This window comes from Methylocystis sp. H4A, assembly GCF_015709545.1.
GTDB classification, from domain to species: Bacteria; Pseudomonadota; Alphaproteobacteria; order Rhizobiales; family Beijerinckiaceae; genus Methylocystis; species Methylocystis silviterrae.
Genome location: NZ_JADNQY010000028.1, coordinates 520,977 through 547,023 on the forward strand (window position 1 = coordinate 520,977; position 26,047 = coordinate 547,023).

The 26,047-nt window shown below is 63.9% G+C and carries 24 protein-coding genes and 1 pseudogene; 11 read left to right on the forward strand and 14 right to left on the reverse strand.

Features of this window, described 5'->3' with window-relative positions; all coding sequences use genetic code 11:
- Window positions 1-166: 166 nt before the first annotated feature.
- The 5 genes from IYW40_RS19135 to IYW40_RS19155 form a co-directional block, all read right to left on the reverse strand.
- Window positions 167-2,374 carry a 3-hydroxyacyl-CoA dehydrogenase NAD-binding domain-containing protein gene (locus IYW40_RS19135; RefSeq protein ID WP_196401829.1) on the reverse strand — a complete coding sequence of 736 codons (2,208 nt, stop codon included), beginning with the start codon at window positions 2,372-2,374 and terminating at the stop codon, window positions 167-169.
- 54 nt (window positions 2,375-2,428) lie between these two features.
- Window positions 2,429-2,854, reverse strand: a complete 426-nt coding sequence (locus IYW40_RS19140; protein ID WP_196401830.1) for a VOC family protein — start codon at window positions 2,852-2,854, stop codon at window positions 2,429-2,431.
- A gap of 23 nt (window positions 2,855-2,877) precedes the next feature.
- Window positions 2,878-4,086 (reverse strand): acetyl-CoA C-acetyltransferase, encoded by a 1,209-nt coding sequence (locus IYW40_RS19145; RefSeq protein ID WP_196401831.1) that lies wholly within the window; start codon window positions 4,084-4,086, stop codon window positions 2,878-2,880.
- 68 nt (window positions 4,087-4,154) lie between these two features.
- Window positions 4,155-5,948 carry an acyl-CoA dehydrogenase C-terminal domain-containing protein gene (locus IYW40_RS19150; protein ID WP_196401832.1) on the reverse strand — a complete coding sequence of 598 codons (1,794 nt, stop codon included), beginning with the start codon at window positions 5,946-5,948 and terminating at the stop codon, window positions 4,155-4,157.
- A 126-nt stretch (window positions 5,949-6,074) separates the two neighbouring features.
- Window positions 6,075-7,244 carry a serine hydrolase domain-containing protein gene (locus IYW40_RS19155; protein WP_196401833.1) on the reverse strand — a complete coding sequence of 390 codons (1,170 nt, stop codon included), beginning with the start codon at window positions 7,242-7,244 and terminating at the stop codon, window positions 6,075-6,077.
- Window positions 7,245-7,569: 325 nt separating this feature from the next.
- On the opposite strand from IYW40_RS19155, the gene IYW40_RS19160 reads away from it, so the two are divergent.
- The 3 genes from IYW40_RS19160 to IYW40_RS19170 all read left to right on the forward strand — a co-directional run bounded on the left by IYW40_RS19160 (window position 7,570) and on the right by IYW40_RS19170 (window position 12,863).
- The gene (locus tag IYW40_RS19160; RefSeq protein WP_196401834.1) at window positions 7,570-11,211 is read left to right on the forward strand and encodes an SEL1-like repeat protein; all 3,642 of its coding nucleotides are present in this window, start codon (window positions 7,570-7,572) and stop codon (window positions 11,209-11,211) included.
- Window positions 11,212-11,326: 115 nt separating this feature from the next.
- Window positions 11,327-11,623, forward strand: a complete 297-nt coding sequence (locus tag IYW40_RS19165) for a hypothetical protein (protein WP_246720917.1) — start codon at window positions 11,327-11,329, stop codon at window positions 11,621-11,623.
- 64 nt (window positions 11,624-11,687) lie between these two features.
- Window positions 11,688-12,863: a lytic murein transglycosylase gene (locus tag IYW40_RS19170; protein WP_196401835.1), complete on the forward strand. Its 1,176-nt coding sequence runs from the start codon at window positions 11,688-11,690 to the stop codon at window positions 12,861-12,863.
- Here IYW40_RS19170 and IYW40_RS19175 read toward each other — a convergent pair.
- Together IYW40_RS19175 and IYW40_RS19180 are read right to left on the reverse strand one after the other, a co-directional pair.
- Window positions 12,831-13,994, reverse strand: a complete 1,164-nt coding sequence (locus IYW40_RS19175) for an AI-2E family transporter (protein ID WP_196401836.1) — start codon at window positions 13,992-13,994, stop codon at window positions 12,831-12,833. The two genes, IYW40_RS19170 and IYW40_RS19175, sit on opposite strands and share 33 nt — an antisense overlap.
- A gap of 159 nt (window positions 13,995-14,153) precedes the next feature.
- Complete coding sequence (locus tag IYW40_RS19180; RefSeq protein WP_196401837.1) at window positions 14,154-14,354, reverse strand: hypothetical protein; 201 nt, start codon at window positions 14,352-14,354, stop codon at window positions 14,154-14,156.
- A gap of 163 nt (window positions 14,355-14,517) precedes the next feature.
- On the opposite strand from IYW40_RS19180, the gene IYW40_RS19185 reads away from it, so the two are divergent.
- From IYW40_RS19185 to lptA, 3 genes are all read left to right on the forward strand, one after another.
- Window positions 14,518-15,132, forward strand: a complete 615-nt coding sequence (locus tag IYW40_RS19185) for a ribonuclease D (protein WP_196401838.1) — start codon at window positions 14,518-14,520, stop codon at window positions 15,130-15,132.
- Window positions 15,133-15,197: 65 nt separating this feature from the next.
- Window positions 15,198-15,902, forward strand: a complete 705-nt coding sequence (lptC, locus tag IYW40_RS19190) for an LPS export ABC transporter periplasmic protein LptC (RefSeq protein ID WP_196401839.1) — start codon at window positions 15,198-15,200, stop codon at window positions 15,900-15,902.
- Window positions 15,903-16,433 (forward strand): lipopolysaccharide transport periplasmic protein LptA, encoded by a 531-nt coding sequence (gene lptA, locus IYW40_RS19195; RefSeq protein WP_196401840.1) that lies wholly within the window; start codon window positions 15,903-15,905, stop codon window positions 16,431-16,433.
- Window positions 16,434-16,445: 12 nt separating this feature from the next.
- Here the strand turns inward: lptA and IYW40_RS19200 are convergent.
- Window positions 16,446-16,796 (reverse strand): annotated as a pseudogene (locus IYW40_RS19200) (lytic transglycosylase domain-containing protein); the annotation flags it as partial.
- Window positions 16,797-17,114: 318 nt separating this feature from the next.
- On the opposite strand from IYW40_RS19200, the gene IYW40_RS19205 reads away from it, so the two are divergent.
- From IYW40_RS19205 to IYW40_RS19215, 3 genes are all read left to right on the forward strand, one after another.
- On the forward strand, window positions 17,115-17,444 hold the full coding sequence (locus tag IYW40_RS19205) for a DUF3175 domain-containing protein (protein ID WP_196401842.1): 330 nt from the start codon (window positions 17,115-17,117) through the stop codon (window positions 17,442-17,444).
- Between the two features lie 70 nt (window positions 17,445-17,514).
- Window positions 17,515-17,787 carry an AbrB/MazE/SpoVT family DNA-binding domain-containing protein gene (locus IYW40_RS19210; RefSeq protein ID WP_109027665.1) on the forward strand — a complete coding sequence of 91 codons (273 nt, stop codon included), beginning with the start codon at window positions 17,515-17,517 and terminating at the stop codon, window positions 17,785-17,787.
- The gene (locus tag IYW40_RS19215; RefSeq protein ID WP_196401843.1) at window positions 17,784-18,185 is read left to right on the forward strand and encodes a type II toxin-antitoxin system VapC family toxin; all 402 of its coding nucleotides are present in this window, start codon (window positions 17,784-17,786) and stop codon (window positions 18,183-18,185) included. The genes IYW40_RS19210 and IYW40_RS19215 overlap by 4 nt, the downstream gene beginning before the upstream one ends.
- An 87-nt stretch (window positions 18,186-18,272) precedes the next feature.
- On the opposite strand, the gene ettA is transcribed toward IYW40_RS19215, so the two are convergent.
- Together ettA and IYW40_RS19225 are read right to left on the reverse strand one after the other, a co-directional pair.
- Window positions 18,273-19,925: an energy-dependent translational throttle protein EttA gene (gene ettA / locus IYW40_RS19220; RefSeq protein ID WP_196401844.1), complete on the reverse strand. Its 1,653-nt coding sequence runs from the start codon at window positions 19,923-19,925 to the stop codon at window positions 18,273-18,275.
- 131 nt (window positions 19,926-20,056) lie between these two features.
- The gene (locus IYW40_RS19225; protein ID WP_196401845.1) at window positions 20,057-20,740 is read right to left on the reverse strand and encodes a hypothetical protein; all 684 of its coding nucleotides are present in this window, start codon (window positions 20,738-20,740) and stop codon (window positions 20,057-20,059) included.
- Window positions 20,741-20,880: 140 nt separating this feature from the next.
- Here IYW40_RS19225 and purD point away from each other — a divergent pair, with 140 nt between their 5' ends.
- Window positions 20,881-22,164, forward strand: coding sequence for a phosphoribosylamine--glycine ligase (purD, locus tag IYW40_RS19230; RefSeq protein WP_196401846.1), 1,284 nt, complete (start codon window positions 20,881-20,883; stop codon window positions 22,162-22,164).
- A gap of 43 nt (window positions 22,165-22,207) precedes the next feature.
- On the opposite strand, the gene IYW40_RS19235 is transcribed toward purD, so the two are convergent.
- Genes IYW40_RS19235 through IYW40_RS19250 form a run of 4 tightly spaced genes read right to left on the reverse strand, consistent with a single transcriptional unit; the run spans window position 22,208 to window position 24,566 of the window.
- A complete protein-coding gene (locus IYW40_RS19235) occupies window positions 22,208-22,816 on the reverse strand; it encodes a TPM domain-containing protein (RefSeq protein ID WP_196401847.1) in 609 nt (202 codons plus the stop codon).
- The gene (locus IYW40_RS19240; protein WP_196401848.1) at window positions 22,816-23,607 is read right to left on the reverse strand and encodes a TPM domain-containing protein; all 792 of its coding nucleotides are present in this window, start codon (window positions 23,605-23,607) and stop codon (window positions 22,816-22,818) included. Before IYW40_RS19240 ends, IYW40_RS19235 begins: the two co-directional genes overlap by 1 nt.
- Window positions 23,608-23,609: 2 nt before the next feature.
- Window positions 23,610-24,041, reverse strand: a complete 432-nt coding sequence (locus IYW40_RS19245) for a transcriptional repressor (RefSeq protein ID WP_196401849.1) — start codon at window positions 24,039-24,041, stop codon at window positions 23,610-23,612.
- A 39-nt stretch (window positions 24,042-24,080) separates the two neighbouring features.
- On the reverse strand, window positions 24,081-24,566 hold the full coding sequence (locus IYW40_RS19250) for a hypothetical protein (protein ID WP_196401850.1): 486 nt from the start codon (window positions 24,564-24,566) through the stop codon (window positions 24,081-24,083).
- Window positions 24,567-24,670: 104 nt separating this feature from the next.
- Between IYW40_RS19250 and IYW40_RS19255 the strand changes: the two genes are divergently transcribed.
- Window positions 24,671-25,909 carry an argininosuccinate synthase gene (locus IYW40_RS19255; RefSeq protein WP_196401851.1) on the forward strand — a complete coding sequence of 413 codons (1,239 nt, stop codon included), beginning with the start codon at window positions 24,671-24,673 and terminating at the stop codon, window positions 25,907-25,909.
- The last annotated feature ends 138 nt before the right edge of the window (window positions 25,910-26,047 follow it).

Below are 26,047 nucleotides of genomic sequence, written 5' to 3' on the forward strand. Positions count from 1 at the left end.
CGAGATCGACATCTCATGCGCAAGTCGGGAAAACCCGACTTGCGGGCGGCTCTCAGGATGAGGGGCCTCAGCTCCGCATTTTTGCATGCTCGATGAAGCAGCCCTCATGCTGAGGAGGTCGCGAAGCGACCGTCTCGAAGCACGAGGGCTGTGATGCCGAATGTAATTAAGCCGCCAATTTCTGAGGCATGAAGCGTCCGTAGAAAGTTTCGCCCTTCGCCGCCATGTCGCGCAGTAGTTGCGGCGGCTCGAAACGCTTGCCGTATGTCGCGGCGAGCGTGTCGCACAGCGCGACGAACGCCTTCGCGCCCATGCCGTCGATGTAGGAGATGACGCCGCCGGTGAAGGGCGCGAAGCCGAATCCAAGAATGGAGCCGACGTCGGCCTCACGCGGATCGGTGACGACGCCGTCCGCCATGGCGCGCGCCGCCTCGACCGCCTGCGTCACGAGAAGGCGCTGCTTCATTTCCACGACGTCGAGCGTATCGGGATCGAGCTCATTCTGCGCCAGGGCCGAGAGACCGGGCCAGAGGCTTTTCGTTCCATTGGCGTGATAGTCGTAAAAGCCCTTGCCGTTCTTGCGGCCGAACCGGCCGTTTTCCTCGACCATGAAGCGCAGCACGCGCTCCTGCGCCGGATCGACGGAGCCTTCGCCGAGGTCCTTCTTCGTCGCCTGCAGGATTTTCCATCCCAGATCGAGCGCGACTTCGTCGTTGAGCGACAATGGCCCAACCGGCATGCCGGCCATGCGGGCGACATTCTCGATCATCGCCGGCGGCACGCCGTCGACCAGCATGATCTGCCCTTCGCGAACATAATTGAGCACGCAGCGATTGGCGAAGAAGCCCCGCGAGTCGTTGACGACGATTGGCGTCTTCTTGATGATGCGGACGAAGTCGAGCGCGCTCGCCAGCGCGCGATCGCTCGTTTTCTCGCCCATGATCACTTCGACGAGCAGCATCTTCTCGACGGGCGAGAAGAAATGGATGCCGATGAAGTTCTCGGGCTTCTGCGTGGTTTCCGCGAGCGATGTGATCGGCAGCGTCGACGTGTTCGAGGCGAAGATCACGTCGGCGCCCACAACCTCCTGCGCGCGCTTGGTGACGTCCGCCTTGACCGCGCGGTCCTCGAATACGGCTTCGAGCACGAGATCGCACCCTTTGAGCGCCGCATAATTGGAAGTGGCGACGACGCGCGCCATCAGCGAATCCTTGTCGGCGGCGGTCGCGCGGCCCTTGCTGACAGAACTCGAGATGAGCTTGTCGATCGTCGCCACGCCCTTGTCGGCGCTCTCCTGATCGCGATCGATGAGAACGACGTCGAGGCCGTTCAGCGCGCTGATATAGCCGACGCCCGCGCCCATGAAGCCCGCGCCGATAATGCCAATCTTTTTGAGATTGGTGGGGCCGACGTCCTTTGGCCGATGCGCGCCCTTGTCCAATTCATTCTTCGAGAGAAACAGCGAGCGGATCATCGCCGCCGCTTCCTTCGAGCGCAGGATATGCGCGAACCAGCGCGATTCGACGGTCAGCGCCTGGTCCATCGGCAATTGCAGCCCTTCATAGACGGCGTGCAGAATGGCCTTGGCGGCGGGGTAATTGTCGTAGGTCTCGCGGCGATAGATGGCGTTGGCGGCGGGCCAGATCATCATGCCGGTCGGCGAGAACACCCTGCCGGACGGAGTCTTGAACTCCTTTATGTCCCACGGCGCCTGCGCCTTGCCGCCGTTGACGATGAAGGCGCGGGCGCGCTCGACGATCTCGGACTTTGGCGCGATTTCATGAACGAGCTTGGCGCCGAGCGCGGCTCTGGGCTTGATCTGATCGCCCCTGAACAGGAATTGCAGCGCGTCGCCGGTCTGCATGATGCGCGACACGCGCTGCGTGCCGCCGGCGCCCGGAAAGAGCCCGACCTTGATTTCCGGCAGCCCGACCTTTGTCTTCTCGTCGTCGGCCATGACGCGGTAGTGGCAGGCGAGCGCAAGTTCGAAGGCGCCGCCTAGGCAGACGCCGTGAATGGCGACGGCGAAAGGTTTGCCGCAGGTTTCCAGCTTGCGGTAGAGCAGCGAAAGTCGGCGCGAAAACTCGAAGAAATGCTTGTTCGCCGCGTCTTCGCCCTGCTCCTTGAGCGCCCTGGCGTATTGCGCGGCGCCATGCTGCAGCATGGAAAGATCGGCGCCGCCGGAAAAGGCGGTCTTGCCCGACGCGATCACGCAGCCTTTGACGTCGGGCGCGGCGACCACCGCGTCGATGAGCTGCTCCAGTTCGTCCATCACTTCGGGCGTGATGACGTTCATCGTGCGCTCGGGCATGTCCCAGGTCGCAAGCGCGACGCCGTCGGGATCGGTCTCGAAGCGGAAATTTGTGAGGTTCATCGAAGACTCCCTTGAACGAGCGATTTGCGGCGCCGAGACCGAACGTATGGATCGTTATTCCGGCAGCGTAACTGCGCCGGCGTCGTCGAGAGGGAAGCCTGGGTTCCACGCGACTTCCCAGAAGTGTCCGTCGAGGTCTCGGAAGTAACCCGAATATCCGCCCCAGAATGCTTCTTGCGCCGGCTTTACAATCGTCGCCCCGGCGGATGTCGCCTCGGCAAGGACGGCGTCGACATCCTGTTTCGAGCGCGTGTTGTACGCGAGCGTGACGCCGCTAAACCCGCGCCCATCGGGCGGCGCTCCGGCGTCCGCCGCCAATTTCAATCGGGGATAAAGCGATATGGCGACGCCGCCGCACTGGAAAAACGAGACGCCCTGCGCCTGTTTGACCGATCGGCGCCAGCCCAGCCGTTCAAAAAAGGCCGTGCTCTTTGCAAGATCGTTCACGCCGAGCGTAATGAGGGAGATTCTTTGTTCCATTATCGTGCGGCTCCGCGCCAGGATCACACCCGCTCGACGATCGTCGCCGTGCCCATGCCGGCGCCGATGCAGAGCGTCACGAGCGCGGTGGATTTCCCCGTGCGCTCCAATTCGTCGATCGCGATTCCCACCAGCATGGCGCCCGTCGCGCCGAGCGGATGGCCCATGGCGATCGCGCCGCCATTGACGTTGACCTTGGCGGGATCGAGTTCGAAGGCTTCGAGGTAGCGCAGCACGACGGCGGCGAAGGCCTCGTTCACCTCAAAGAGGTCGATGTCGTCGACGGTCATGCCGGCGCGATGCAGCACTTTTTTCGTCACGTCGACAGGGCCGGTCAGCATCAGCGCCGGGTCCGAGCCGATATTGGCGTAGGCGCGAATCTTCACGCGAGGTTTCAGTCCGAGTCTCTCGCCCGCCTCTTTCGAGCCGACGAGCACCGCCGCCGCGCCGTCGACGATGCCTGACGAATTGCCGGCATGATGCACGTAATTCAATTTCTCGACTTCGGGATGCGCCTGAATCGCCACCGCGTCGAAGCCGCCCTGTTCCGCGTAAAAGGCGAAGGACGGCTTTAGCGCCGCGAGCGACTGCATGTCGGTTCCCGGCCGCATATGTTCGTCGCGGTCGAGCAGGGTGATGCCGTTGACGTCCTTCACCGGGACGATCGAATGTTTGAAGCGGCCTTCTTCCCACGCCTTCGCCGCGCGCTTCTGCGATTCGACGGCATAGGCGTCGACCTCGTCGCGCGAGAAGCCGTATTTCGTCGCGATGAGATCGGCGGAGACGCCCTGCGGCATGAAGTAGGAGGGAATGGCGATCGTCGGATCGACGGGCCAGGCGCCCCCCGACGCGCCGATGCCAACCCGGCTCATGCTCTCGACGCCGCCGCCGATCGCAAGATCATGCTGGCCGGACATAATTTCGCCGGCGGCGAAATTCACCGAGTCCAATCCGGACGCGCAGAAGCGGTTGATCTGCACGCCGGGCACTTTGTAGGAGTAGCCCGATGAAATCGCCGCGGCGCGGGCGATGTCGCCGCCGGCCTCGCCCACAGGATCGACGCAGCCGAGGATCACGTCGTCGATTTCGGGACCTTCGAGCTTGTTGCGTTCCCTGACCGCCTGCAGCGCCGTGACGGCGAGGCCAAGTGAAGAGACCTCATGCAGCGAACCATCCGGCTTGCCGCGACCGCGCGGCGTGCGAACGGCGTCATAGATAAAAGCGTCGGGCATGAAGAATTCCTCTTATCGAATCTTTCCAGCGCATCCCTCTCCCGCGAGCGGGAGAAGGAGGGCGCCCCTTAAAACATCTCCTCGGGGAGCGACATCATCGTGTCGGCGCCAGTTGAAATGCGCGTCAGGCGCAGGCTCGTTTCCGGCAGCATGCGCTCCATGTAGAAGCGCGCGGTCAACAGCTTCGCATCCATCAGCTCGGCCCGCTCAGGCTCTTGCGCCTTTATCGCCATCGCCGCCTGCGCGATCTTCACCCACATCACGCCGAGCGCGACGCGGCCGAAGAGATGCATATAATCGTAAGAAGCGGCGCCGGCGTTGTCGGGCTTCGCCATGGCGTTCTGCATCAGCCACATCGTCGCCTTTTGCAGATCGTCGAGCGCCGCCTTCACCGGCGTGGCGAAAGGCTTGATCGCGTCGTCGGCGGCGAGCGGGTTCAAGAACTCCGCCGTGTCCTTGAAATAGGCCATGATCGCCCGGCCGCCGTCGCGCGGCAGCTTGCGGCCGACGAGGTCGAGCGCCTGGATGCCATTCGCGCCCTCGTAGATCATGCTGATGCGCGCATCGCGAACGAACTGCTCTATGCCCCATTCGCGAATATAGCCGTGTCCGCCGAGCACCTGCTGGGCCTTGACGGTGTTTTCGAAGCCGATGTCGGTGAGCACGCCCTTAAGCACGGGCGTCAGCAGGCCGAGCCGGTCTTCCGCCGCCTGGCGCGAGGCGGCGTCGTCGGAACGATGCGCGATGTCGCTGTCGAGCGCGGCCGAAAGCGCGAAGCCGCGCGCCGCTTCGTTGAAGGCCTTCATCTCGAGCAGCATCCGCCGCACGTCGGGATGCACGATGATCGGGTCGGCCGGCTTTCCGGGGTCTTTTGGACCGGAGAGCGCGCGGCCTTGCAGACGCTCCTTGGCGTATTGCGCCGCGTTCTGGTAGGCGACCTCGGACTGGGCGAGACCTTGCATGGCCACGCCCAGCCGCGCCTCGTTCATCATCACGAACATGGCGTTCAGTCCGCGATTGGCTTCGCCGACGAGAAAGCCTTGCGCGCCGTCGTAATTCATCACGCAGGTTGCGTTGCCGTGGATGCCCATCTTTTCTTCGATGGAGCCGCAGCTGACGCCGTTGCGCGGTCCAAGCGCGCCGTCGCCGTCGACCAGGAACTTCGGCACGACGAAGAGCGAGATTCCTTTCACGCCGGCGGGCGCGCCCTCGATGCGCGCGAGCACGAGATGCACAATGTTTTCGGTCAGATCGTGCTCGCCGGCGGAGATGAAGATCTTTTGCCCGGTGATCGCATAGGAGCCGTCGCCGCGCGGCGACGCCTTGGTCGTCAGCAGTCCAAGATCGGTGCCGCATTGCGGTTCGGTCAGATTCATCGTGCCTGACCAGCGGCCTTCGGCCATCTTGGGCACATAAAGCTTCTTCTGCGCGTCGTCGCCATGGCGCAGCAGAGCGGCGAGCGCGCCTTGGGTCAGACCCGGATACATGGCGAAGGACATATTCGCCGAGGAGGCGAACTCGTTCATCGCCATCGACAGCGTATAGGGCAGGCCCTGTCCGCCATATTCCTCCGGCACCGCGAGGCTGATCCAGCCGCCTTGAGCGAAAGCGTCATGCGCCTCCTTGAAGCCGGGCGGGGTGGAGACGGAGGCGTCGTCGTGGCGCTTGCAGCCCTTTTCGTCGCCAATCTGGTTGAGCGGCGCGAGCGCCTCCTCGCAGATCTTTCCCGCCTCCAGGAGGATTTGCGACATGACGTCCGGCGTGACGTCCGCGAAGCCTGGCAAATTGCCGAAACGCTGAAAATTCAAGACGTCATTTAGCAGGAAGAGGGTGTCGTCTACAGGCGCCTTGTAGCTCGGCATCAACGCCTCCTTGCAAGCCGGCGCTGGGGGCCGAGCCGTCGCGCCGCGATTCTCTCGGGCTGCGTCATAGGTAGAGAGGCGCCGCGGCGGGCGCAAGCGATCGGAGCTTACGATCGCCCGTTCGCGCTATGCGCCGCCGCTTGCACTGGGACACTGGGGGTTGTGTGGCGGTTTAGGGAATTTTGAAGGGTCCGCGCTGCTGTTGCGAAGCGCGCCCAGCAGATTTCTGCCGGCGTTATCGAGTGCGCTCCCCGGATCGGAGTTGGGGCTTTTGCTGCTCGTATTGCCGAACAGGAAAACGCCGATCTTGGCGACAGGGTCGAAGGCCATATAGGTCTGATACCCAGAAAGACCGCCGTTCTTGTCGAGATAGTCGTTCGACAATTGCCAGCCGAAACCCATCGAAAGTCCCTCAGATCCGGGATAGGCCTGCTGCGTCTCGGCCATCGCCGCCCCGAGGGCCCCTTGCGGCGGGCTGATCGACGCCTCGAGGAAGGTCAACATGTCTTCGAGCGTCGATGACAAGGCGCCCGCGCCAAGACCCGCCGAGGTCAACCCCCAGTCGGGCAAATTCTCAAGAGGGGTGAAGACAGGATGATCCTCTCTGTCACTGAACACATAGCCCTGCGCAACGCGTGTGAGCACGTTAGCGTAATCGACTTGCGTGCTCGGCATGTTGAGCGGCGCAGCGACGTTGTCGACCACAACCGCCGGCCAGTTTTGATAGGAGTCGTCCCAGCCGGAGCTCGTGGCGTCTGTCGAATAGGCGTGCGAGAGCAGAACCCCCAACAGTGCGAAGCTCTGATTGCTATAGACCCAGTATTTTCCGGGCGCATAGGGGGGCGTGAAATCATTTAGGAATTGCCCCATCGACGAGAAGGGATAGCTCCCGAAGGGGTAGGGCGGACCGCAAGGCCCGTCGGGATATCCTGCGCTATGCGTCGCGAGATGCCAAAGAAGAATTTCTCCACAAGGTTCGTTCATCCCGACGCTCGAGGGTAGAAGGCTCGCCGCGGGTGTCGAGGGCGTGACAGGATTTTGCGCAGCCGTCGCAGCAAGAGCCAACAACGTCGCGGTGAAGACTTTGCTGTTTGAGCCGATAAAGAACACAATATCTTTGATCAGAACGTCACTGGCGCCGCTGTAAAGTTTCACCTGTCCAAAGTGATAATAGTAGCGAGCGCCTTTATAGGTCACGCCGACCAGAACCCCTTGGAGCTTATTGGGCGCGGGCTCGCCGGTCAGATGCGCCACATGGTTCCGCACGATGACGCCGATTTCGGTCTGATTTGACATTTTTCAATCCTCATCAAAAACGTATCTTTAAAAGCCTGAATCAAGACTTGGCGCTTTGGGCGCCGCCGCGACGCGCGGGTCGCGGCGTTGTGTGATCTTGGAGCGATTCGCGCCGTTCATCTACTATCGCCGGCGCGATTTCTCGGCGACCGGAGGTGACGCGAAATAGCGCTTGCCGTCTCGCCTTAACGGCTTCTTTACCTTGGTTGACGGAAAGTCGCCGCGGTCGGCGGAGTGCGCCGTCAGCAGCGCGCGATTCGCGCGTTCGCGTTGGTTCCACCGCGTTTTTGTCCCAATTCCACGGGTCGGCCCCCCGGACATCCACATGACCAAGGCGAAATTTCCTGATCAGGGTCGTCCAGATTCCGAGTCGCCCGAAGATAAGCGCGAGGCCGGACATCGAGGGGAAAATCTTCCCAACGCGGAAGAGCCGCGCGACGAGAATCGTGGCGTCGACGAAGACTCCATCTGGCGGTCGATCGCCGCGCTCTCCAAAAGCCGTATCGAGAGCCAGCTCGGCGAGCAGCCTTCCGCGAATGCGCGGCCGATTCGCAACGCGCTGGCGGAGCTCGAATCGCGTCTCGCGCGGCTGTCGGGCGAACATCGCGGCGCCGACGTCGAGAAGACGTTGCGCGGCCTTGATCAGCATCTCGCCGAAATTGCAGGACGCCTGGACGAAAATGCGGCGCGCGGGGGCGTAGCGAAGCCGGCCATGACGTCGGGCCCCTCCGGCGGATCGCGGTTTGAGGCGCTGCAGCGCTCGATCGATTCCGTCACGCAGGGTCTGGACAGCTTTCGCGAGGACGCCGCCGAGCGCGGCGACCAGCAGCTCGTGATGATGCGACAAATCGAAAACGTCCGTCGCGAACTCCAGGATGTGGCGCAAGCAATCGGCGAGCTCGCGCCGCGCGCATCGGTCGCCGCCATCGAAACGGCGATGGGCGATCTCCGCCAGGGCATCGAGTCGCAGCGCGGCCGCGGGGTTCCAGACGAGACGCTCGCGCCTGCCGAAAGAATTATCGGCGAATTGCGCGCCGTGATCGAAGATCTCGATCCGACTCCCATCGTGCGCAACCTGCGCGCCGACGTCGAAACGATCGGCTTCAGGCTGGAGAAGCTGCAGAATGGAGACGTTGCGAACGCTTCCGCTGTGCGCGACCTCGCGCGCGAAACTCACGAGATCAAGGAACAGCTGACGGCGCTCATGGCGCGTCCGCTGCCGCTTGAGAGGATCGAAACGCGCATCATCGACGTCACGCAGCGAGTCGACGCGCTGGCGCTGTCACGTGGCGCGTCCGGCGCGGATCTTGGCGAAGTCGTCAAGGCGATCCGCTCCATCGTTGCGGCGGAAACAGGAAAGGGACTGGAGACGTTCAACAAGCGGCTCGAACGGCTTGCGCGCAAGCTTGACGTCGTCGCCGAACAATCGGCGGCGGCGCGGTTCGACGAGATCGGCGAGCGCATCGACGAACTCGGCAAGACGCTGACGCAGCGCATCGATCGCGGCGCCGCAGCCAATATGGCCCCCCTCGAAGCGCTCATCACAACGCTCGCCAAAAAAATCGATACGGCGCTGGACGGCGACAGTCACACCTCGGCGTTCGAGGAGATCGGCCGCAGGTTCGATCGGTTCGAGTCCCGCGTCGTGGACAGCGCGCCGACAGAATCGCTCGCGCGCATCGAGGCCAGGCTTGCCGAACAGAACGCCGAACGTCAGTTCGCCGATCTTGCGCAGCGCATTGATGAGCTTCGACAGACGATCGCCGCGCGGTTGGAAAACCCGGCCGGCGCCGGCGATTCCGAACATTTCGCCGCTCTCGAGAATTTGGTGCGCGGCCTCGACAGAAAAGTGGATGCCGCGTTCGCCGCCGACGCGCGGGATCTCGATCTGCAGGCTGTCGAGCGTCAGCTCGCGCAGCTCTCGTTCAAGATCGACCGGCTCGACGATCCATTCTCAGCGCCGAGATTTGGCGAACAGAACGCTCGGCTCGATGACATCGTCGAGCGCCTCGACCGTATGCACGCCGCATTCGCGCAACGGGTCGAAGACGGCGCGCGCGTCGAGAAACGAGAAGGCGAACTGGCGGCTCTCGTCGGGTCGCTCGCCGACCGCATGAAGCAGTCGGCTGATTCCACGGCCGATGGCGGCGCGCTCAAATCGCTTCAAACTCAGATCGGCGCCCTGGCGCAGCGGCTCGAACGGATCGACGCGGGGAGCGGCGCGCTCATCGGCTTTGAATCGAAGATCACCGATCTTTTCGCGCGCCTGGAGAACACGCGGTCCGCAACGACGCAAGCGGCGGAGGCGGCGGTTCGCCGGGCCGCCACGGAGGTTCTCCGCGATGCGGCGGGCGTTCAGCCGGCGGCCGTGCGCGTCGCTGTGCAGCGCGAATTGAACGAATTGCTCAGGACGCAGGACGCCAACGGTCAGCGCACGAATGAGACGCTGACGGCGGTCCATCAAATGCTCGAGCGCGTCGTCAATCGTCTAGGCGTGTTTGATGACGAATTGACCGAGAACCGCGGCGTCGCGCGGCGCTCGACCGATGCAGAACTCGGTGTCGAACTTTGCGGCGATGATACGCGCGAGCGGGTAGGTGCGCCGGCCGCCGCTGACGCCCAAGACGCTGTAAGCGAAGCCTTGGCGCCAGTCGATCCGATGGAGTTCCTGCTGCCGGTCGGCGATGGGGTCGCCGAACGGCGCGAGCCCTTCATGGGGCCGCCAGGACCGGAGGCCGATCAGGCCGCGCATCGTAGCTCGATTCAGTCGGACTTCATCGCCGCCGCGCGCCGCGCCGCGCAAACGCCTTCGGCTGAGGCCGACGCTCAGTCGGCCGAAGCGGCGCGCCACGCGGGACAGGTTCAGGAAAAGCCGCAGGCCGCCGCCGTGGTCAATTTCAGCGCCCTCATCCAGGACCGCAAGCGTCCGCTGCTCCTAAGCCTCGCCGCGGTCATGCTGCTGATCGGGGCCTATCAGATCGCGCGCATGGAGGGGCAGGGCGGCTTGACGGTCGGGCCGTCGCTCAGACAGCAGGAGGCGAAGGCGCCAGCCAAGGCGGTTCGGCCGGCTTTGTCGCCAGAAAAGCGACTAGCCTCTAACAGCGCCTCGTCGCCGGCAGTGGCCGCGCGCCCGGCGACGCCTGGGCCGGTCCTCAAAGAGCCGCCCGCCGAGACGGCGTCGGCGACCCTCGAACAACCTGTCGCCGCACAGCGGAACATCGATCCGACGCCCACCGGAACGATCGAGGCGCCGCCGCTCTCGTCCGGCGACGCCTTGGCGACGATCGAGCGCCTCGCCGTCGAGGGCAATCCGGTCGCCCAGTATGAAATGGGCGCGCGTCTTGTCGAGGGACGCGGCGCCGCGCGCGACGCCAAAGCGGCCGCGCATTGGTTCGAAAAAGCTGCTGAAATGGGCCTGGCGCTCGCCCAATACCGGCTGGGTTCGATGTATGAGAGGGGCGTCGGCGTCGGGCGCGACTACGCCCGCGCCAGGCAGTGGTACGAGCGCGCGGCCGATTCCGGCAACGCCCGCGCCATGCATAATGTCGCCGTGCTGCTCGCCGAGGGCGGCGACGGCAAGCCGGATTATGCCGCGGCTGCAGAGTGGTTCCGTCGGGCGGCCGAATACGGCATCCGTGACAGCCAGTTCAATCTCGGCATCCTCTACGCCCGCGGCCTCGGCATCAGCCGCGATCTGCAGCAATCCTACGTGTGGTTTTCCGCCGCAGCCGACCAGGGCGACGACGACGCGGCCAAAAAGCGCGACGAAATCGGCGCCCGGCTCGATTCCAAGGAGCTTGCCGCGGCCAAGGCGCTGGCCGCCGCGTTCCGCGCCAAAACCCCGACGTCGGAGGCGAATGACGCGCCGGCGCTCAGGACAGGCGGCGGCCAGGGCGCGCGGGAGCAGGGCCCGGTCAAGCCGGCGCCGAAGTCGCCTTCCGGCAAGCCGCGGGTCTCGCAGCTCTGAAGCTTCGCCAGGCGGGCCATTAACGATTCGTCTACGGGATCGCTCCTATTGTCCCATCGAGCGAGCTTGCCGGCGCAGCGCGTGCGGAGATGTGGCTCGCCCGTCCTGGGAGAGTATGATGCGCAAAACTATCGCGACGCTTTCGGCGGCTTTAGCTCTCGGCGCCGCAGCGCTGACGCCGGTTGCGCCAGCGCGCGCCGATTCAGCCGGCCCGGCCATTGCGGCGGGCATTGGCGGGTTTGCGCTTGGCGCCATCACCGGCGGGGCGCTCGCCGGTTCCGCGCCGCCCGTCGTCTATGCGCCTGCGCCCGTCTATGTCGCGCCGCCGCCGGTGTGCTGGGTCGAGCGCCGTCCCGTCTTCGACGAATATGGGGAGGTGATCGGCTCCCGCCCGCGCCGCGTCTGCGAGTGATGCGGTCTTTTCACGACCGATGCGGCTCATGAAAAAGCCGCGTCCTTGCGCTAGAATTCGCAGCATGAAGGCAGATCATCTTCTGGCGGCGCTTGCCGCCCTGTTGTTTGCGGCCGCGCCGGCCCGCGCCGAATGGTCGAGCTGCCTCTCCGGCCTGCGCTCGGCGGCGGCCGGGGCCGGCGTCGGCCAGCAGACCATCGCGTCGGCGACGAATGGGCTCGCCCCCAACGACGCCGTCAGCTTCATGGACAAGCAGCCGGAGTTTACGACGCCCGTCTGGGACTATGTCGCCGGGCTCGTCGACGAGGAGCGCGTCGAGGAAGGGCGCGTGCTGCTGCATCAGCACTCCCGCGCGCTGCACGCCGCGGAAAGCCGATATGGCGTCGACGCCCCGACCATCGTCGCCGTGTGGGGCGTCGAATCCGACTTCGGCAAGAGTTTCGGCAAGCGCCCCGTGGTGCAGAGCCTCGCGACGCTCGCCTGCGATGCGCCGCGTCGCAACGACTATTGGCGCAAGGAATTCATCGCCGCGCTCAAAATCCTCGACCACGGCGATATCGCGCCGGAGGAGTTCTACGGCTCCTGGGCGGGCGCCTTCGGCCACACGCAATTCATGCCGTCGACCTTTCTCGGCATGGCCGTCGATCTCGACGGCGACGGCAGGCGCAATATCGCCAGCTCGGCGGCCGACTCGCTCGGCTCGACGGCGAATTATCTGCGCAAGAGCGGCTGGCGCTCCGGAACGCCTTGGGGCTTCGAGGTGCGTCTGCCGGAAGGCTATTCCGGACCTTCCGGACGCAAGGGCCGCCAATCCATGGGCTTCTGGCAGGCGCGCGGCGTGACGCGCCTCGACGGCGGCGGCCTCGGCGAGGGAGCTGCGGCGCTGCTCCTGCCGGCGGGGCGGAACGGACCCGCGTTCCTGGTGACGAAAAATTTCGACGCGGTCTACGCCTATAACGCCTCCGAATCATACGCGCTGGCGATCTGCGTCCTGTCCGACAGGCTGCGCGGCCGGCCAGGCATTCAGACGCCATGGCCGACCGACGATCCGGGACTCTCGCGCGCCGAGCGCCGCGAATTGCAAGCGCTTCTGACCCGCAGCGGCTATGACGTCGGCGAGTCCGACGGGGTGATCGGCACGAAGACCAAAGAGGCGATCGCCGATTTCCAGTCGCGCGCCGGCTTGCAGCGCAATGGCCGCGCCGGCCTAAAGGTTCTTAACGCCTTGCGCGGACGTTAGCGCCGGCGACGTCTCCACGTTGAAGTCGGGCTCGGCGGCTGTGTCGTTGACCACTTTGAGGTCGTCGGCGATCCAGGCCTTCGTCAGCTCCCACACGACGGCGAGCACGACCGGTCCTGCAAACAGGCCGGCGATGCCATGCGCGAGAACGCCGCCGATCACGCCCACGAAAATCACCGGTATCGGCGTCGACAGCCCATGCGCGAAAATGAAGGGCTTCAGCACATTGTCCACGTAATTGACGCTGAGCATGCAGACGGTCAGCGCCAGCGCCGGCCCGGTCGCCAACGTCGTCCAGGCCCAGAAGATGACAGGCGCCACGACGATCAACGGTCCGATCTGAATAATGCCGAGGACGAGAATGGCGATCGTCAGCAGGCTCGCGCCCGGCACGTCGGCCAGATACATGCCGGCGCCGCCAACGACGGCCTGCAATAGCGACAGGCCCATGACGCCGCGCGAGACCGCGTTGATCGTCGCGCCGGCGAGATCGACGAATTTCTCGCCGCTCGATGGATCGATGCGCCGCGACAGCGCGCGCGCCCCCGCGAGCATTTGCGGCGCGGCGGCGAGAATGAAGCCCATGAGCAGGACGGAGACGAGAAATTTGAGCGTGCCCGCGCCGGCGCTCTTCGCCATGTCGAGCAAGAATTCCCCGGCGGGCTTCAGCTGCGGCAAAACTTGGGTGAAGGCGCTGCGCAGATTGGTCGAGGCCAGCAGCCAGAAGGAATAGAGCTGCTCGCCGACGAACGGCCAGTCCTTGATCGAGGCGGGCGGCGGCGGCACCGCGATATCGCCGGTTTCAATGCCCGCCATCACCGCCTTGATGGGGTCGATGGCTCCGACCGCCATCCAAGTGACGGGTCCGATGATCAGCACCAGGCCGGCGATCGTCATCAAAACGGCGGCGGTTATTGGCCGGCCGCCCAATATTTCGGCCACCACGCGAAAGATCGGATAGAGCGCCACGGCGAGCACGACGCTCCACAGAATAATCGCCGCGAAAGGCAGGACGATGATGAAGGTCCAGTAGATCAGCGCGCCGATCGCGAACAGCCGGATCGCCAGTTCGATGACCCGCGCGTTGAAGCGGCGGTCGGAGCCGTTGGGGCCGTTGGTTTGATCGTTCACCGGCGTTTTCTCGCCATCCCGCGAATTTTGCATCGCAATAGAGTGAAGACTTGGCGGGCGTCTGACAAGAGGAGCAGTTTGCGGGTTATCGGGCGAGTCGGTTCCGGGCGAACCGCAGCTCGCCGAACGCCAGCCGAAGTCCTGCGGGTTCAAACGGCCCTAATAGTCGCCGCTTCCGACCAAAGGATGGATGCCGCCGGCGCCGCCGCGATCGGCGTTCTGCCGATTGCGCTTGCCGGTTTTTGTCGCCTGGTCCGATTTTGAGGCCGAAACGGATTTTGAGCTGGATTTCGAGGATGCCGCGGAGGCAGGCGGCGCAGCAATCGCGCAAGCGAGAATCAAAGCAAGAATGTAACGCATGGGGTTACTCCCTGGGCCAGGAGGTCCATCGACCAGGGCCCAGCCATTAGGTAGCACAATTCGCCGCGCAGGCGAGCGAGTCGGGCGCGAACCCGTAACGCTTCGACAAGCCTTGCGCATTCTGCGATAGACTGTCCGCTCCACATCGAAAGATTCGAGCCGCATGACCATCCGCCTCCACCAGGGCGATCTCCCCGAGGGGATCGGCGCTGGCGCCATTGTCGCGATCGACACCGAGACTCTGGGCCTCAATCCGCATCGTGATCGGCTGTGCCTGGCGCAGCTTTCCTTCGGCGACGGGAACGCCGAGCTTGTCCAGTTCGGGCGCGGTCAGACGCGCGCGCCCAATCTCGAGCGCCTGCTGGCCGATCCGGCCATTTTGAAGCTCTTCCACTTCGCCCGTTTCGACATCGGCATCTTGGCCAAGGCCTTCGGCTTCGTTCCGGCGCCGGTCTATTGCACCAAGATCGCCTCCAAGCTCGCCCGCACCTATACGGACCGGCATGGCCTCAAGGATCTCGTGCGCGAGCTTCTTGGCGTCGAGATTTCGAAGCAGCAGCAGTCGTCGGACTGGGGCGCGCCTGTTCTTTCCGACGCGCAGCAGGCCTATGCGGCGTCGGACGTGCTCTATCTGCATCAGCTCAAGGACAAGCTCGACGCCATGCTTGCCCGCGAGGGCCGCGCCGAACTGGCGCAGGCCTGTTTCGACTTTCTGCCAGCCCGCGCCCGGCTCGACCTCGCCGGCTGGCCGGAAACGGACATTTTCGCCCATGAGTAAGGCTCTGGCGATCGAGGCTTTGGCTTTGCCTCGAATTCGCCACCTGCATGCCTCATGATCATGGCATGACCGACGTCTTGCCGGCGCCCCGCACGCGCGATCGCCTGGACGGCCTTGTTGCGCCGCGCCAGAGCGCCTTTCCGGAGGCGCTGCGCCACACGACGCGAGTTGCGCGCCTGCGCCGCTGGATCCTTTGGGGGGCGGGCGGCGTCGTTGGAGTCGTCGGCCTCGGCCTGCTGATCAGCTCGCTGCGCTTTCTGCCCGCCGATCTGAGCCTGGCGCGCGTCGCGCTCAAGGGCTCCCGCATCGTCATCGAGAGCCCCAAGCTCGTCGGCTATCGCAAGGACGGGCGTCCCTATGAGGTGCGCGCGCTTGTAGGCACGCAAGATCTGGCGAAGCCTGATGTCTTCGAACTCGATCAGCTCGAGGTCCGGGTCGAGAACACCAAGGACAATTCCATAATCCTGTCGGCGGCGAAGGGCGTCTACAACAGGAAAGCCGATCGGGCCGATATGAGCGGCGGCGTCGACATCCACGAAGACAACAACTTCGACATGCGGCTCGAGTCGGCGGTAATGGATTTCAAGGATAGCGTGATGACGTCCGACAAGCCCGTGCTCTTGAAGATCGACGGCGGCGAGGTCACCGCGCGCTCTGTCGAATTTTCCCAAAAGGACCGTCACGCGTCCTTCGCGGGCGACGTCCATTCGGTGCTATACGGGGAGGGCGATACGCCCCCGCAAACTTCGGGCGCCGCGACCAAGGACTAAATGCGCCGCCACCCTTTCGTTCTTCTCCTTGCTGCGCTCGTCGCCGCGACGCCGGCCGGCGCCGCAGGTCGCTCGGGCGGCATTCTGCCTGGCGCCTCCGCCAAGGATCCGCTCAACATCGACGCGGGCAAGCTCGATTATTTCGAGAAGGAGCAGAAGCTCATCTACTCCGGCAGCGTCATCGTCACGAACGGGCCTTCGACGCTCAAGGCCTCGCGCCTCATCATCTTTCTCGAAGGAAAGGGCAGCGGACAAGCCGCCGCGACGACCAATGACCGCGTCAAACATATCGACGCCGAAGGGCCGGTGACGCTGGTTTCAAAGGACCAGATCGGGACGGGCGATCGGGGCAGCTACGACAAGGCCGAAAACAAGGTTTATCTCGTCGGCAACGTCACGCTCACCCAGGCCGAGAACATCGTGAAAGGCGACAAGCTCGTCTATGACGTGGCGACCGGCATGGCGACCGTGCAGGGCGGCGCGGCGCAGGGGGGGCGGGTGCGCAGCACCTTCACGCCAAAAAACCAATAACGCTTCGGGCATTCACTGCGAGGCTGACGTCACCAGCTCGTCGAGCATCCGCTTGCGCTTCGCCTCATAGTAGTAGCCGCCGGCGTAAAGCTTGATCGCCCGGCCTTCGTCGCCGCCGCTGACCTTATAGGCGTTGGCGAGATAAGGCACCGCGAACGCAAGATTGGTGTCGGCGTCGAGAAGACCGCTCGCGGGGCCCTGATAGCCCATGTGCCGCGCCGTGTCGTGGCGGATCTGCATCAACCCCCAATAGGGTCCGTGCCGGGCGTGGGGATTGTAGTTGCTCTCGCGGCGGATCGAGCGATGAATGAGCGATTCCGGAATGTCGTAGATGCGGGCGTAATGGGAGATTCGCGCATGCAGCGCGTCCTGGCCGGTGAGTTCGGTCGCCTTAGCGGCCTCGTCATAGGCGGCGGGAGCCGAAGCGACGGGCGACTCCTGCGGGGCGCAGCCCGCGAGCGGCAGAGCGCCGATGGCGACAAAGGCGGCGGCCCGGCGGAATAGTCTCATCTAAATTTCCCTCATTGGCCGCCCAAGGCCCAGCAGGGAAATCCGCCATGCCCAAATGGCGAATTCGTGGCGGTCCCGCTTCGGGGACGTTGATTTCTGTGGGCGGCCGACTACCTGCCCAAGGGCTTCTGACAAGCGCTCCTGACAAGCGCTCCTGAGATGAGGCGGATAATGGCGCAAAGGCAGCCGAAAAGCCGCGCGCCGGCAAAAAGTTCAAAGACGGCGACCAACTACTGGTCAGGCGAGGTCACGCGCCACAGCAATGCGCTCGATCTCGATGCGGGGGTATTCACTTGGGACGACCCCGTGAAGATCGCCCGCTCCCTCAAGCGGTCGGCGGAGGTGAGCGCGCGGCGCAAAGCGGACCCGTTCCGATCCGCCATGTCGATGCTGACCTTCTACATCAATAGGGCCGGCAAGGATTTGCCCGAGGCGCGCCGACAGGCGCTGGAGCAGGCGAAGGACGAGCTGCGGAAGGCGTTTGGGCGGACGCCCCATTGAGCGCACCGCAGATTGACGCTTCGATCGAGTGGGTATTACTCTTCTTGAGCGAGTATTACCCTTTGGCGTCATGAGCACAAAAGTCACCATAAAGGGCCAGGTCACCTTGCCAAAGGCCGTACGCGAAGCGGCCGGCATCCGGCCCGGCGACCGCGTCAGCGTGCGCGCAAGGCCGGAGGGCGGTGTGCTGGTGGAGCGAAGTGATGCAGCTCAGGCGGACCCCGCGGCGCTGAAGGCGGCGAGGAGCAAGATTGAGCGGGCGCTCGCCGCGCTGGATCGCAAGGGCGTGAAATTTCGAACGACGACTGACGAGTGGATGCGTCTCCTGCGGGGCGACGATTGACGCTTGTCGACACTAATATCTTCATCGACCTGCTGACGCACAATCCCAATTGGTTCGAAGCGTCGCAGCAGGCGCTCGAACGAAGAATGTCGCTTGGACCGATCTTGATCGTCGATGCCGTCTTTGCGGAGCTGGCGACCGGCTTTACGGCCGAAGCCGATTGTTCCGATTTTTTAGGCGCGCTCGGGGCGGAACATTCCACAATGTCGCGTCAAGCCCTCTGGCGCGCCGGGCAGGCGTTTCGCGACTATCGGATACGCGGCGGCGCCAAGACGAACGTACTGGCGGATTTCTTTATCGGCGCGCAGGCGGAAACTCTCCGCGCTCCCCTGCTGACCCGAGACGTTGCGCGTTATCGGACGTATTTCCCGGAGGTCGCGATTGTAACGCCCGGCTGAGAACGGAGCAGGCTATTCAGGCAAGACGAACTTGAATTGAGAAGCTTTTGCGGCGTACGAAAGCAGGCCAAAGTGCATCAGCCATCGTCACCGCGCGAACTTCTTATATTTCAGCCGGTGCGGAATGACGCTGTCGATTCCCAGGCGCCGCTTCTTGTCCTCTTCGTAATCGGCGAAATTGCCTTCGAACCATTCGACATGGCTGTCGCCTTCATAGGCGAGAATATGCGTCGCGATGCGGTCGAGGAAAAAGCGGTCATGCGAGATGATGACGGCGCAGCCGGCGAAATCGACGAGCGCCTCTTCGAGCGCGCGCAGCGTGTCGACGTCGAGATCGTTGGTCGGCTCGTCGAGCAGCAGCACATTGGCGCCGCTCTTGAGCATCTTGGCGAGGTGCACGCGGTTGCGTTCGCCGCCTGAGAGCTGCCCAACCTTCTTTTGCTGATCGGCGCCCTTGAAATTGAAGGCCGAGCAATAGGCGCGGCTGTTGATCTCGCGCTTGCCGAGATAGATCACCTCATTGCCTTCCGAGATTTCCTCCCAGACGGACTTGTTGGCGTGCAGCGCGTCGCGCGACTGGTCGACATAGCCGAGCTGCACGCTGTCGCCGATTTCGATCGTCCCGTTGTCGGGCTTCTCTTGTCCGGTGATCATGCGAAACAGCGTCGTCTTGCCGGCGCCGTTCGGCCCGATCACGCCGACGATGCCGCCGGGCGGCAATTTGAAGGAGAGATCGTCGATCAGGAGCGTATCGCCATAGCCTTTCGACAGATGGTCGAAATCGATGACATTGTCGCCGAGACGCTCGGCCACCGGAATGACGATCTGCGCGGTCGTCGGCGCCTTGTCGTTCTGCTTGGCGACGAGTTCCTCATAGCGCTGAATGCGGGCCTTGCTTTTCGCCTGCCGCGCTTTCGGCGAAGCGGCGATCCACTCGCTCTCGGCTTCGAGCGCGCGCTGACGCGCCTTGTCCTCGGAAGATTCCTGAGCCAGTCGCTTCTGCTTCTGCTTCAGCCAGCTGGTGTAATTGCCCTCGTAGGGAATGCCGCGGCCGCGATCGAGCTCCAATATCCATCCGGTGACATTGTCCAAGAAATAGCGGTCGTGGGTGACGATCAGGATCGCGCCGGGATACTGGCGCAGATGTCCTTCGAGCCAGTTGACGGTTTCAGCGTCGAGATGGTTCGTCGGTTCGTCGAGGAGCAGCATTTCCGGCTGTTCGAGCAGCAATTTGCACAGCGCGACGCGACGCCGCTCGCCGCCCGAAAGCTTGGTGACGTCAGCGTCGTCCGGCGGACAGCCGAGCGCGTCCATCGCCTGGTCGACCTGGCTGTCCAAGTCCCAAAGACCTTTGGCCTCGATTTCGTCCTGGAGCTTCGTCATCTCATCGGCGGTCTCGTCAGAATAATTCATGGCGAGATCGTTGTAGCGATCGAGGACGGCCTTCTTCGCCGCGACGCCGAGCATGATATTGCCGCGCACGTCGAGCGTCGGATCGAGCTGCGGCTCCTGCGGCAGATAGCCCACCCGTGCGCCCTCGGCGACGAAGCCCTCGCCAGAATACTCTTTGTCGACGCCCGCCATGATGCGCAGCAGCGTCGATTTGCCGGAGCCGTTGACGCCGAGAACGCCGATTTTCGCATCGGGATAAAAGGAGAGATTGATGTTCTCCAGGACCTTCTTGCCGCCCGGATAGGTCTTGCTGAGGCCCTGCATGTGATAGATGAACTGGCGCGCCATATCGCCTCGCAAAGAGAGATTGCGCTGTCTTTAGAGCATTTTCACTCCGGGAGGGAAGCTGTTTGGCCTTCCGCGAGGCATAAAAATACCCCCGGTGGCAGCCGGGGGCATTTATTGCGCTGGCGTTGCGATCAGGTTCGCATAAAGCTCAGAACCGTGGCGCTCAGAGTGCTGCCCGTGAGCACAATCGTGGAGCCGAGCGCCAGCAGCGCGACCAGGTTCAGGGTCAAATCGGCGGGACTGCCGGCAAGCGCCAGAATGCCGAGGACGATCGCCGCCAGTCCTGCGAGCGCCTGAATGCCCGCTGAACCCGACGCCATTTCGCTCGCGAGCATCTCGGCGCCGACATGTTGCGATTGTCCAACCGTGGTCTCCATCTGGGCGGAGGCGCGCCGCAGCACATAGAGGCGCCAAACGGCGTTGCTGCTCAGCAACAGAGCGGTGCCATAGCCGATCGCGGCCACCGGAGTCAGGACTGCCGCACCGATTCCTAGGAGCGACAAAACGCCGAGCACTATGCCGCCCGCGCCTACCAGAAAGACGAGTGCGAGGCTATTGCCGCCCATCTGCTCGATGGAAGAGGTTCGAACGCCGCCGGGAAACACGACTTGCGTATATTCCGACAGCATAGCTCCGCCTTGAATTAACAGTGCGACGCCAAACACGATCGTCGCGATCGCGACCATCATGGGGGGCGCAATTCCAACTAAACCGCAAATTACAAGGACGATGGTGGCGACGCCGCCTATGGCGTCAATGAGACCGCCATAGGCGACCGCATTGTCATGCGATGCGATATCTCGAGTAATGGACATGTGGGACACTCCAGCCGCTAGCCCCCGGTCGAATAGCTAGCGGCGCTTACGCAACGGGCAAGCCTAGCATTTCGGCGGCGGATTGCCTTTTGGCGTCCGCGCGCTCTAGAAGCGGAAACGAAGCAACCGGGCGAGCGTTAATGAATGTTCTTCTGATCGGATCGGGCGGTCGCGAGCATGCGATCTGCAATGCACTAAAGAGAAGCCCGTTGCTGACGGGGCTCTATATCGCGCCAGGCAATCCGGGGACGGCTCGACTAGGAGATAACGTCGATCTCGACGTCGCCAACCACCCCGCCGTGATCAATTTTTGTCGGGAGGCCGGAATTGCCCTCGTCGTTGTCGGACCCGAGCAGCCGCTGATCGGCGGTCTCGTCAACGAACTGGAGAAGCACGGGATCCTCGCCTTCGGGCCGACGCAGGCGGCGGCTCAGCTGGAAGGCTCCAAAGGTTTTACAAAGGATTTGTGTCGCGACTATAGGATTCCGACCGCGAGCTATGCGCGGTTTGCCGCGCTTGAGCCGGCGCTGCGTTATCTGCGTGAACGCGGCGCGCCGATCGTCGTCAAGGCCGACGGGCTCGCCGCCGGAAAAGGCGTCGTCGTGGCTCGGACGCTTGAGGAAGCGGAGCGCGCCGCGCAGGCGATGTTTGGGGGCGCGTTTGGCCTCTCGGGCGCGGAGGTCGTCATCGAGGAATGTCTCGAAGGCGAAGAGGCGTCGTTCTTTGCAATCTGCGACGGCGTTCGCGCGCTGCCTTTCGCGACGGCGCAGGATCATAAGCGGGTCGGCGAGGGCGACGTCGGGCCGAACACAGGCGGCATGGGCGCCTATTCGCCGGCTTCAGTGGTGACGCCAGAAATAGAAGCGCGCGTGATGGCCGAGATTATCGAGCCGACGATGCGCGCCATGCGCGACAAGGGCGCGCCCTTCAAGGGCGTGCTCTACGCCGGACTCATGCTGACACAGGAGGGGCCAAAGCTCATCGAATACAATTGCCGTTTCGGCGACCCCGAGGCGCAAGTCATTCTGCCCCGTCTCGAGGGCGATCTTCTCGAGCTGATGCTTGACGCCGCGCGGGGCGAATCGCCTCATCAGCGACCGCGGTTTTCGCCGCTCGCGGCGCTGACGGTGGTGCTGGCGGCGAAAAACTATCCGGGAACGCCGATGACCGGATCGGAAATCCGCAATTTGGAAAGCGCCGAAGCCGTCGAGGGCGTCACCATCACCCACGCCGGCACGCGCGAGGAAGGCGGCCGGCTGCTTGCCGCGGGCGGTCGCGTGCTGAATGTCACCGCGCTCGGCGAAAGCGTCGCCGAGGCCCAAGCGCGCGCCTATGCGGCGGTCGATCTCATCGATTGGCCCGGCGGCTTTTGCCGCCGCGACATCGGCTGGCGGGAAGTCGCACGCGAACGAAAGGCCTCCTGAGCGTGGGCGACGGATAGGCGGCCCGGCTAAGAGGCGCGGCCCGCTACATCACATAGATTTTGTCCGGCAGTTCGTCGCCGCTCGCGCCGGGCGGCGCATGCCGCGCCAGGAGTCGCGCGCATTCCTCGATCGCCGCGACAAAGCCGTCCGCCACTCTCTCGCGCCGTATGTCTTCCAGCAGCAGATCCAGCGCGCCCTGCCATTCGTCATCACTGATCTTTGCGGCGATGGCGTCATCCGCCACGATGCGCGCGTAACGCTCGGCGAATGAGACGAATATGAGAACGCCCGTGCGCGCCTTGGTGGTGGAGACGCCGCGCGAGAAAAATTGCTCGATCGCCTCGCGCGCGGCGCGGGCGCGCTTCACGGCGCGCGGCGTCAACAAAAAGCGCACCGGTCCCCATGAAACGACGAGCGTCGCAACGATAAAGATAGCGATCTGCGCGGCAAAAATCTCACGAGGCGAACGTTCGGTGAAAAGCAGCATGGGCCATGGCGACGCTAGCGCGATAAATGCGCCCCAGAGCGGCGGCACGAAGGCGTAATCCGATGAGCGACGCGCCAGCACGCAGACGATCTCGCCGGAGGTTTTTTCTTCGGCCCTACGAATAGCCTCCGCGATGCGCTCGAAGTCGTCCGCCGTGAGCTGCATCACCAGTCCCCCGAAGCGCCGCCGCCGCCGGACGAGCCGCCGCCGCCAGAGAATCCGCCGCCGTCTCCGAACCCGCCTCCCCCTCTCCACCCGCCGCTAGAACCATCCCCCCAGAAGCCGCCGCTCGGGGGCAGCACGATGATCGGCGGTCCGCCGCGCCTGTAGCCCCGGTAATTCGTCGGCCTGCCGCCGCGCGCGCTACGCGCCATCCAGACCACGATGAACAGAAACAGGGCGAAAAAAATGAGCGGGGATAGCTCATCGAAGGTCGTGGACTGTGGCCCCTGCGCGCGTTTCGTCCATTCGGCGGAATCGCCGGAGAGCACCTCGATGATTCCCTCGACGCCGCGTTCGATCCCCGCGCCATAGTCTCGCGCTTTGAATCGCGGCGCCACCGCGCTCGTCAAAATGATCTTCGACAGCGCGTCGGTGAGCGTTCCTTCCAGACCGTAGCCGACTTCGATGCGCATTTTGCGCTCGTTCGGCGCGACCAGAAACAGAACGCCATTGTTCTTTTTTGCTTCACCGAGCTTCCAAGCGCGAAACAGGCCGTTGGCGTAGGTTTCGACGTCCAGGCCGTCCAGCGAATTGACCGAGGCGACGACGAGCTGAATGCCGGATTTATCCTCGAGATCGCTCAGCTTTGTCTCGATCGCGCTTTTCGTCGAGGGGGCAATGATATTAGCTTGATCGACCACTCGACCGGTCAACGGCGGATAGTTCGCCGCCGCAAAGGCCAGCGAGGCGATGAAAAAGAGGAGCGGCGCGAGCCAGCGCGCGGCGCCCCGCATTGCTATTTGCCTTCGCATCGGGCGCAGCGCCCGGCGATTTCCACGACGCGCGTGCGGGCGCTGAAATTCGCCGCCGCGACGAGCGCCGCGAGTTCGCGGGCAAAGCCTGGCGACGTCGCCTCTTTCACTTCGCCGCATTGCTCGCAAATGATGAAAACGACGGGCTCCTCAGCCTCATGCGCATGGCCGCAGACGATATAGGCGTTTTTTGACGCAAGCCGATGCGCGAGGCCGTTGTCCATGAGATAGCCGAGCGCGCGATAGACGGAGACGGGCGCGGGCCGCTTGCCCTCTTCGTCGGCCATGAGGTCGATCATCTCATAAGCGCCGACCGGCCGGTTCGCTTGCGTGAGAATGTCGAGCGCCCGGCGGCGCGCGGGGGTCAGGCCGGCGACCTTGGGCCGTGTGGAGTTTTTCGTCGAACGGCTGCTCATTGCGTCAATTTAGGGGGCTCCGACGTAAAAAACGAGGCTTTAGCGCTTGGCGCAGGCCGCGGCGAATTTCTTGAATTTCTCCGTCGCGTCGGCGAGGGGCGCCGTGCGCTTCGCCCCGCCGATGGCGATGTCGAGCGTTTCCCCGCCGGCCATCGCCGCGAAGATCGGGTCTTTCGCCGGCAGCCGCCCTTCGAAGCTCGGCACGCCGGCTTCTTCATTGGGGACGAGCTTGCCGGCGACCTTCGCCGTCTTTTCGCCGACGGAAAGGATCGCCGTCGCCTTGTCTCCCGCTTTAAGCTTGTCGCTGGTTTCGGCGATCCAGATTTTGACCAAGCCGCCCCCGGGCGCGCAGGTGAAGCTCCCGAGGCTGTCGTCGCTTTCCGGCACGCCATAGCCGAGATAGATACTGTCGGCGGCTTTCTCCTCCAGTCCGCCGAGCGTCCAGACGCGCTGGTCGGTTTGCGCGCAGAGACCCGACAGCCCCAGGAAAGAAAGGACGCCCGCCAGGGCGAATGTTCGCTTCACGCCGTTTCTCCTGCGCGGACGTGGGCCGCGTCGCGCCGCCTTGCGCTCGGGCCCGCGGCGCCTATAGTCCGCGCGCAATCGCCCCCCGCCGAGCCAGAGCCAAAATGACCCGCCAGAAAAAAGAAATCAAACGCGTCGTCCTCGCCTACTCCGGAGGGCTCGACACCTCGATCATTCTGAAATGGCTGCAGACGACCTATGGCGCGGAAGTCATCACCTTCACCGCCGATCTCGGTCAGGGCGAGGAACTCGAGCCCGCGCGCGAGAAGGCGCTGCTTCTGGGCGTGAAGCCTGAAAACATCTTCATCGAAGATCTGCGCGAAGAATTCGTGCGCGATTACGTCTTCCCGATGTTCCGCGCCAACGCCCAATATGAGGGGCTTTATCTGCTCGGCACCTCGATCGCGCGCCCGCTCATCGCCAAGAATCAGATTGAGATCGCGCGCAAAATGGGCGCCGACGCGGTCTGCCATGGCGCGACCGGCAAAGGCAACGACCAGGTGCGGTTCGAACTCGGCTATTACGCCCTCGAGCCCGATATCACCGTGATCGCGCCGTGGCGCGAATGGGACTTCGTCTCGCGCGCCGATCTCATCGCCTTCGCCGAAAAGAACCAGATCCCGATCGCCAAGGACAAGCGCGGCGAAGCGCCGTTCTCGACCGACGCCAATCTTCTGCACACGTCTTCGGAAGGGAAGGTGCTCGAAGATCCGACCAACGAGACGCCCGATTACGTCTATTCGCGCACCGGCAATCCCGAGGATGCGCCGAACGAAGCGCAATATGTGACGATCGACTTCGAAAAGGGCGACGCGGTGGCCGTGGACGGCGTCAAGCTTTCGCCTGCGGCGCTTCTCGCCAAGCTCAATGATCTGGGGCGGCTCCACGGCATCGGGCGATTGGATCTCGTCGAAAATCGCTTCGTCGGCATGAAGTCGCGCGGCATGTATGAGACGCCCGGCGGCGCGATCCTGCTCGTCGCGCATCGCGGAATCGAAAGCCTTACGCTCGACCGCGGCGCCGCGCATCTCAAAGACGAACTGATGCCGCGCTACGCCGAACTGATCTATAACGGCTTCTGGTTCGCGCCGGAGCGCGAGATGCTGCAGGCCGCGATCGACAAGAGCCAGGAGCATGTCACAGGCCGCGTGCGCATCAAGCTCTACAAGGGGTCAGCGACGCTGGTCGGGCGTGAAAGCCCCTGGTCGCTCTACGATCAGGACCTCGTCACTTTCGAAGAAGGCGGAACCTACGACCAGCGCGACGCGGAAGGCTTCATCAAGCTCAACGCCCTGCGGCTGCGCACGCTGGCCAAGCGCGCCGCGCGCGGGGCAAAGCAATAACGAACCGCGCGGATGATTTTTTCGCGGAACGCTTGACGCCTCCCTCTCCCGCGGAGCGGGGGAGGGTAAAGGAGGGGGAATATATTCGAGCCGAGCGCAAACCGCATCGCCCTCTCTCCAACTCTCCCCCGCTGCGCG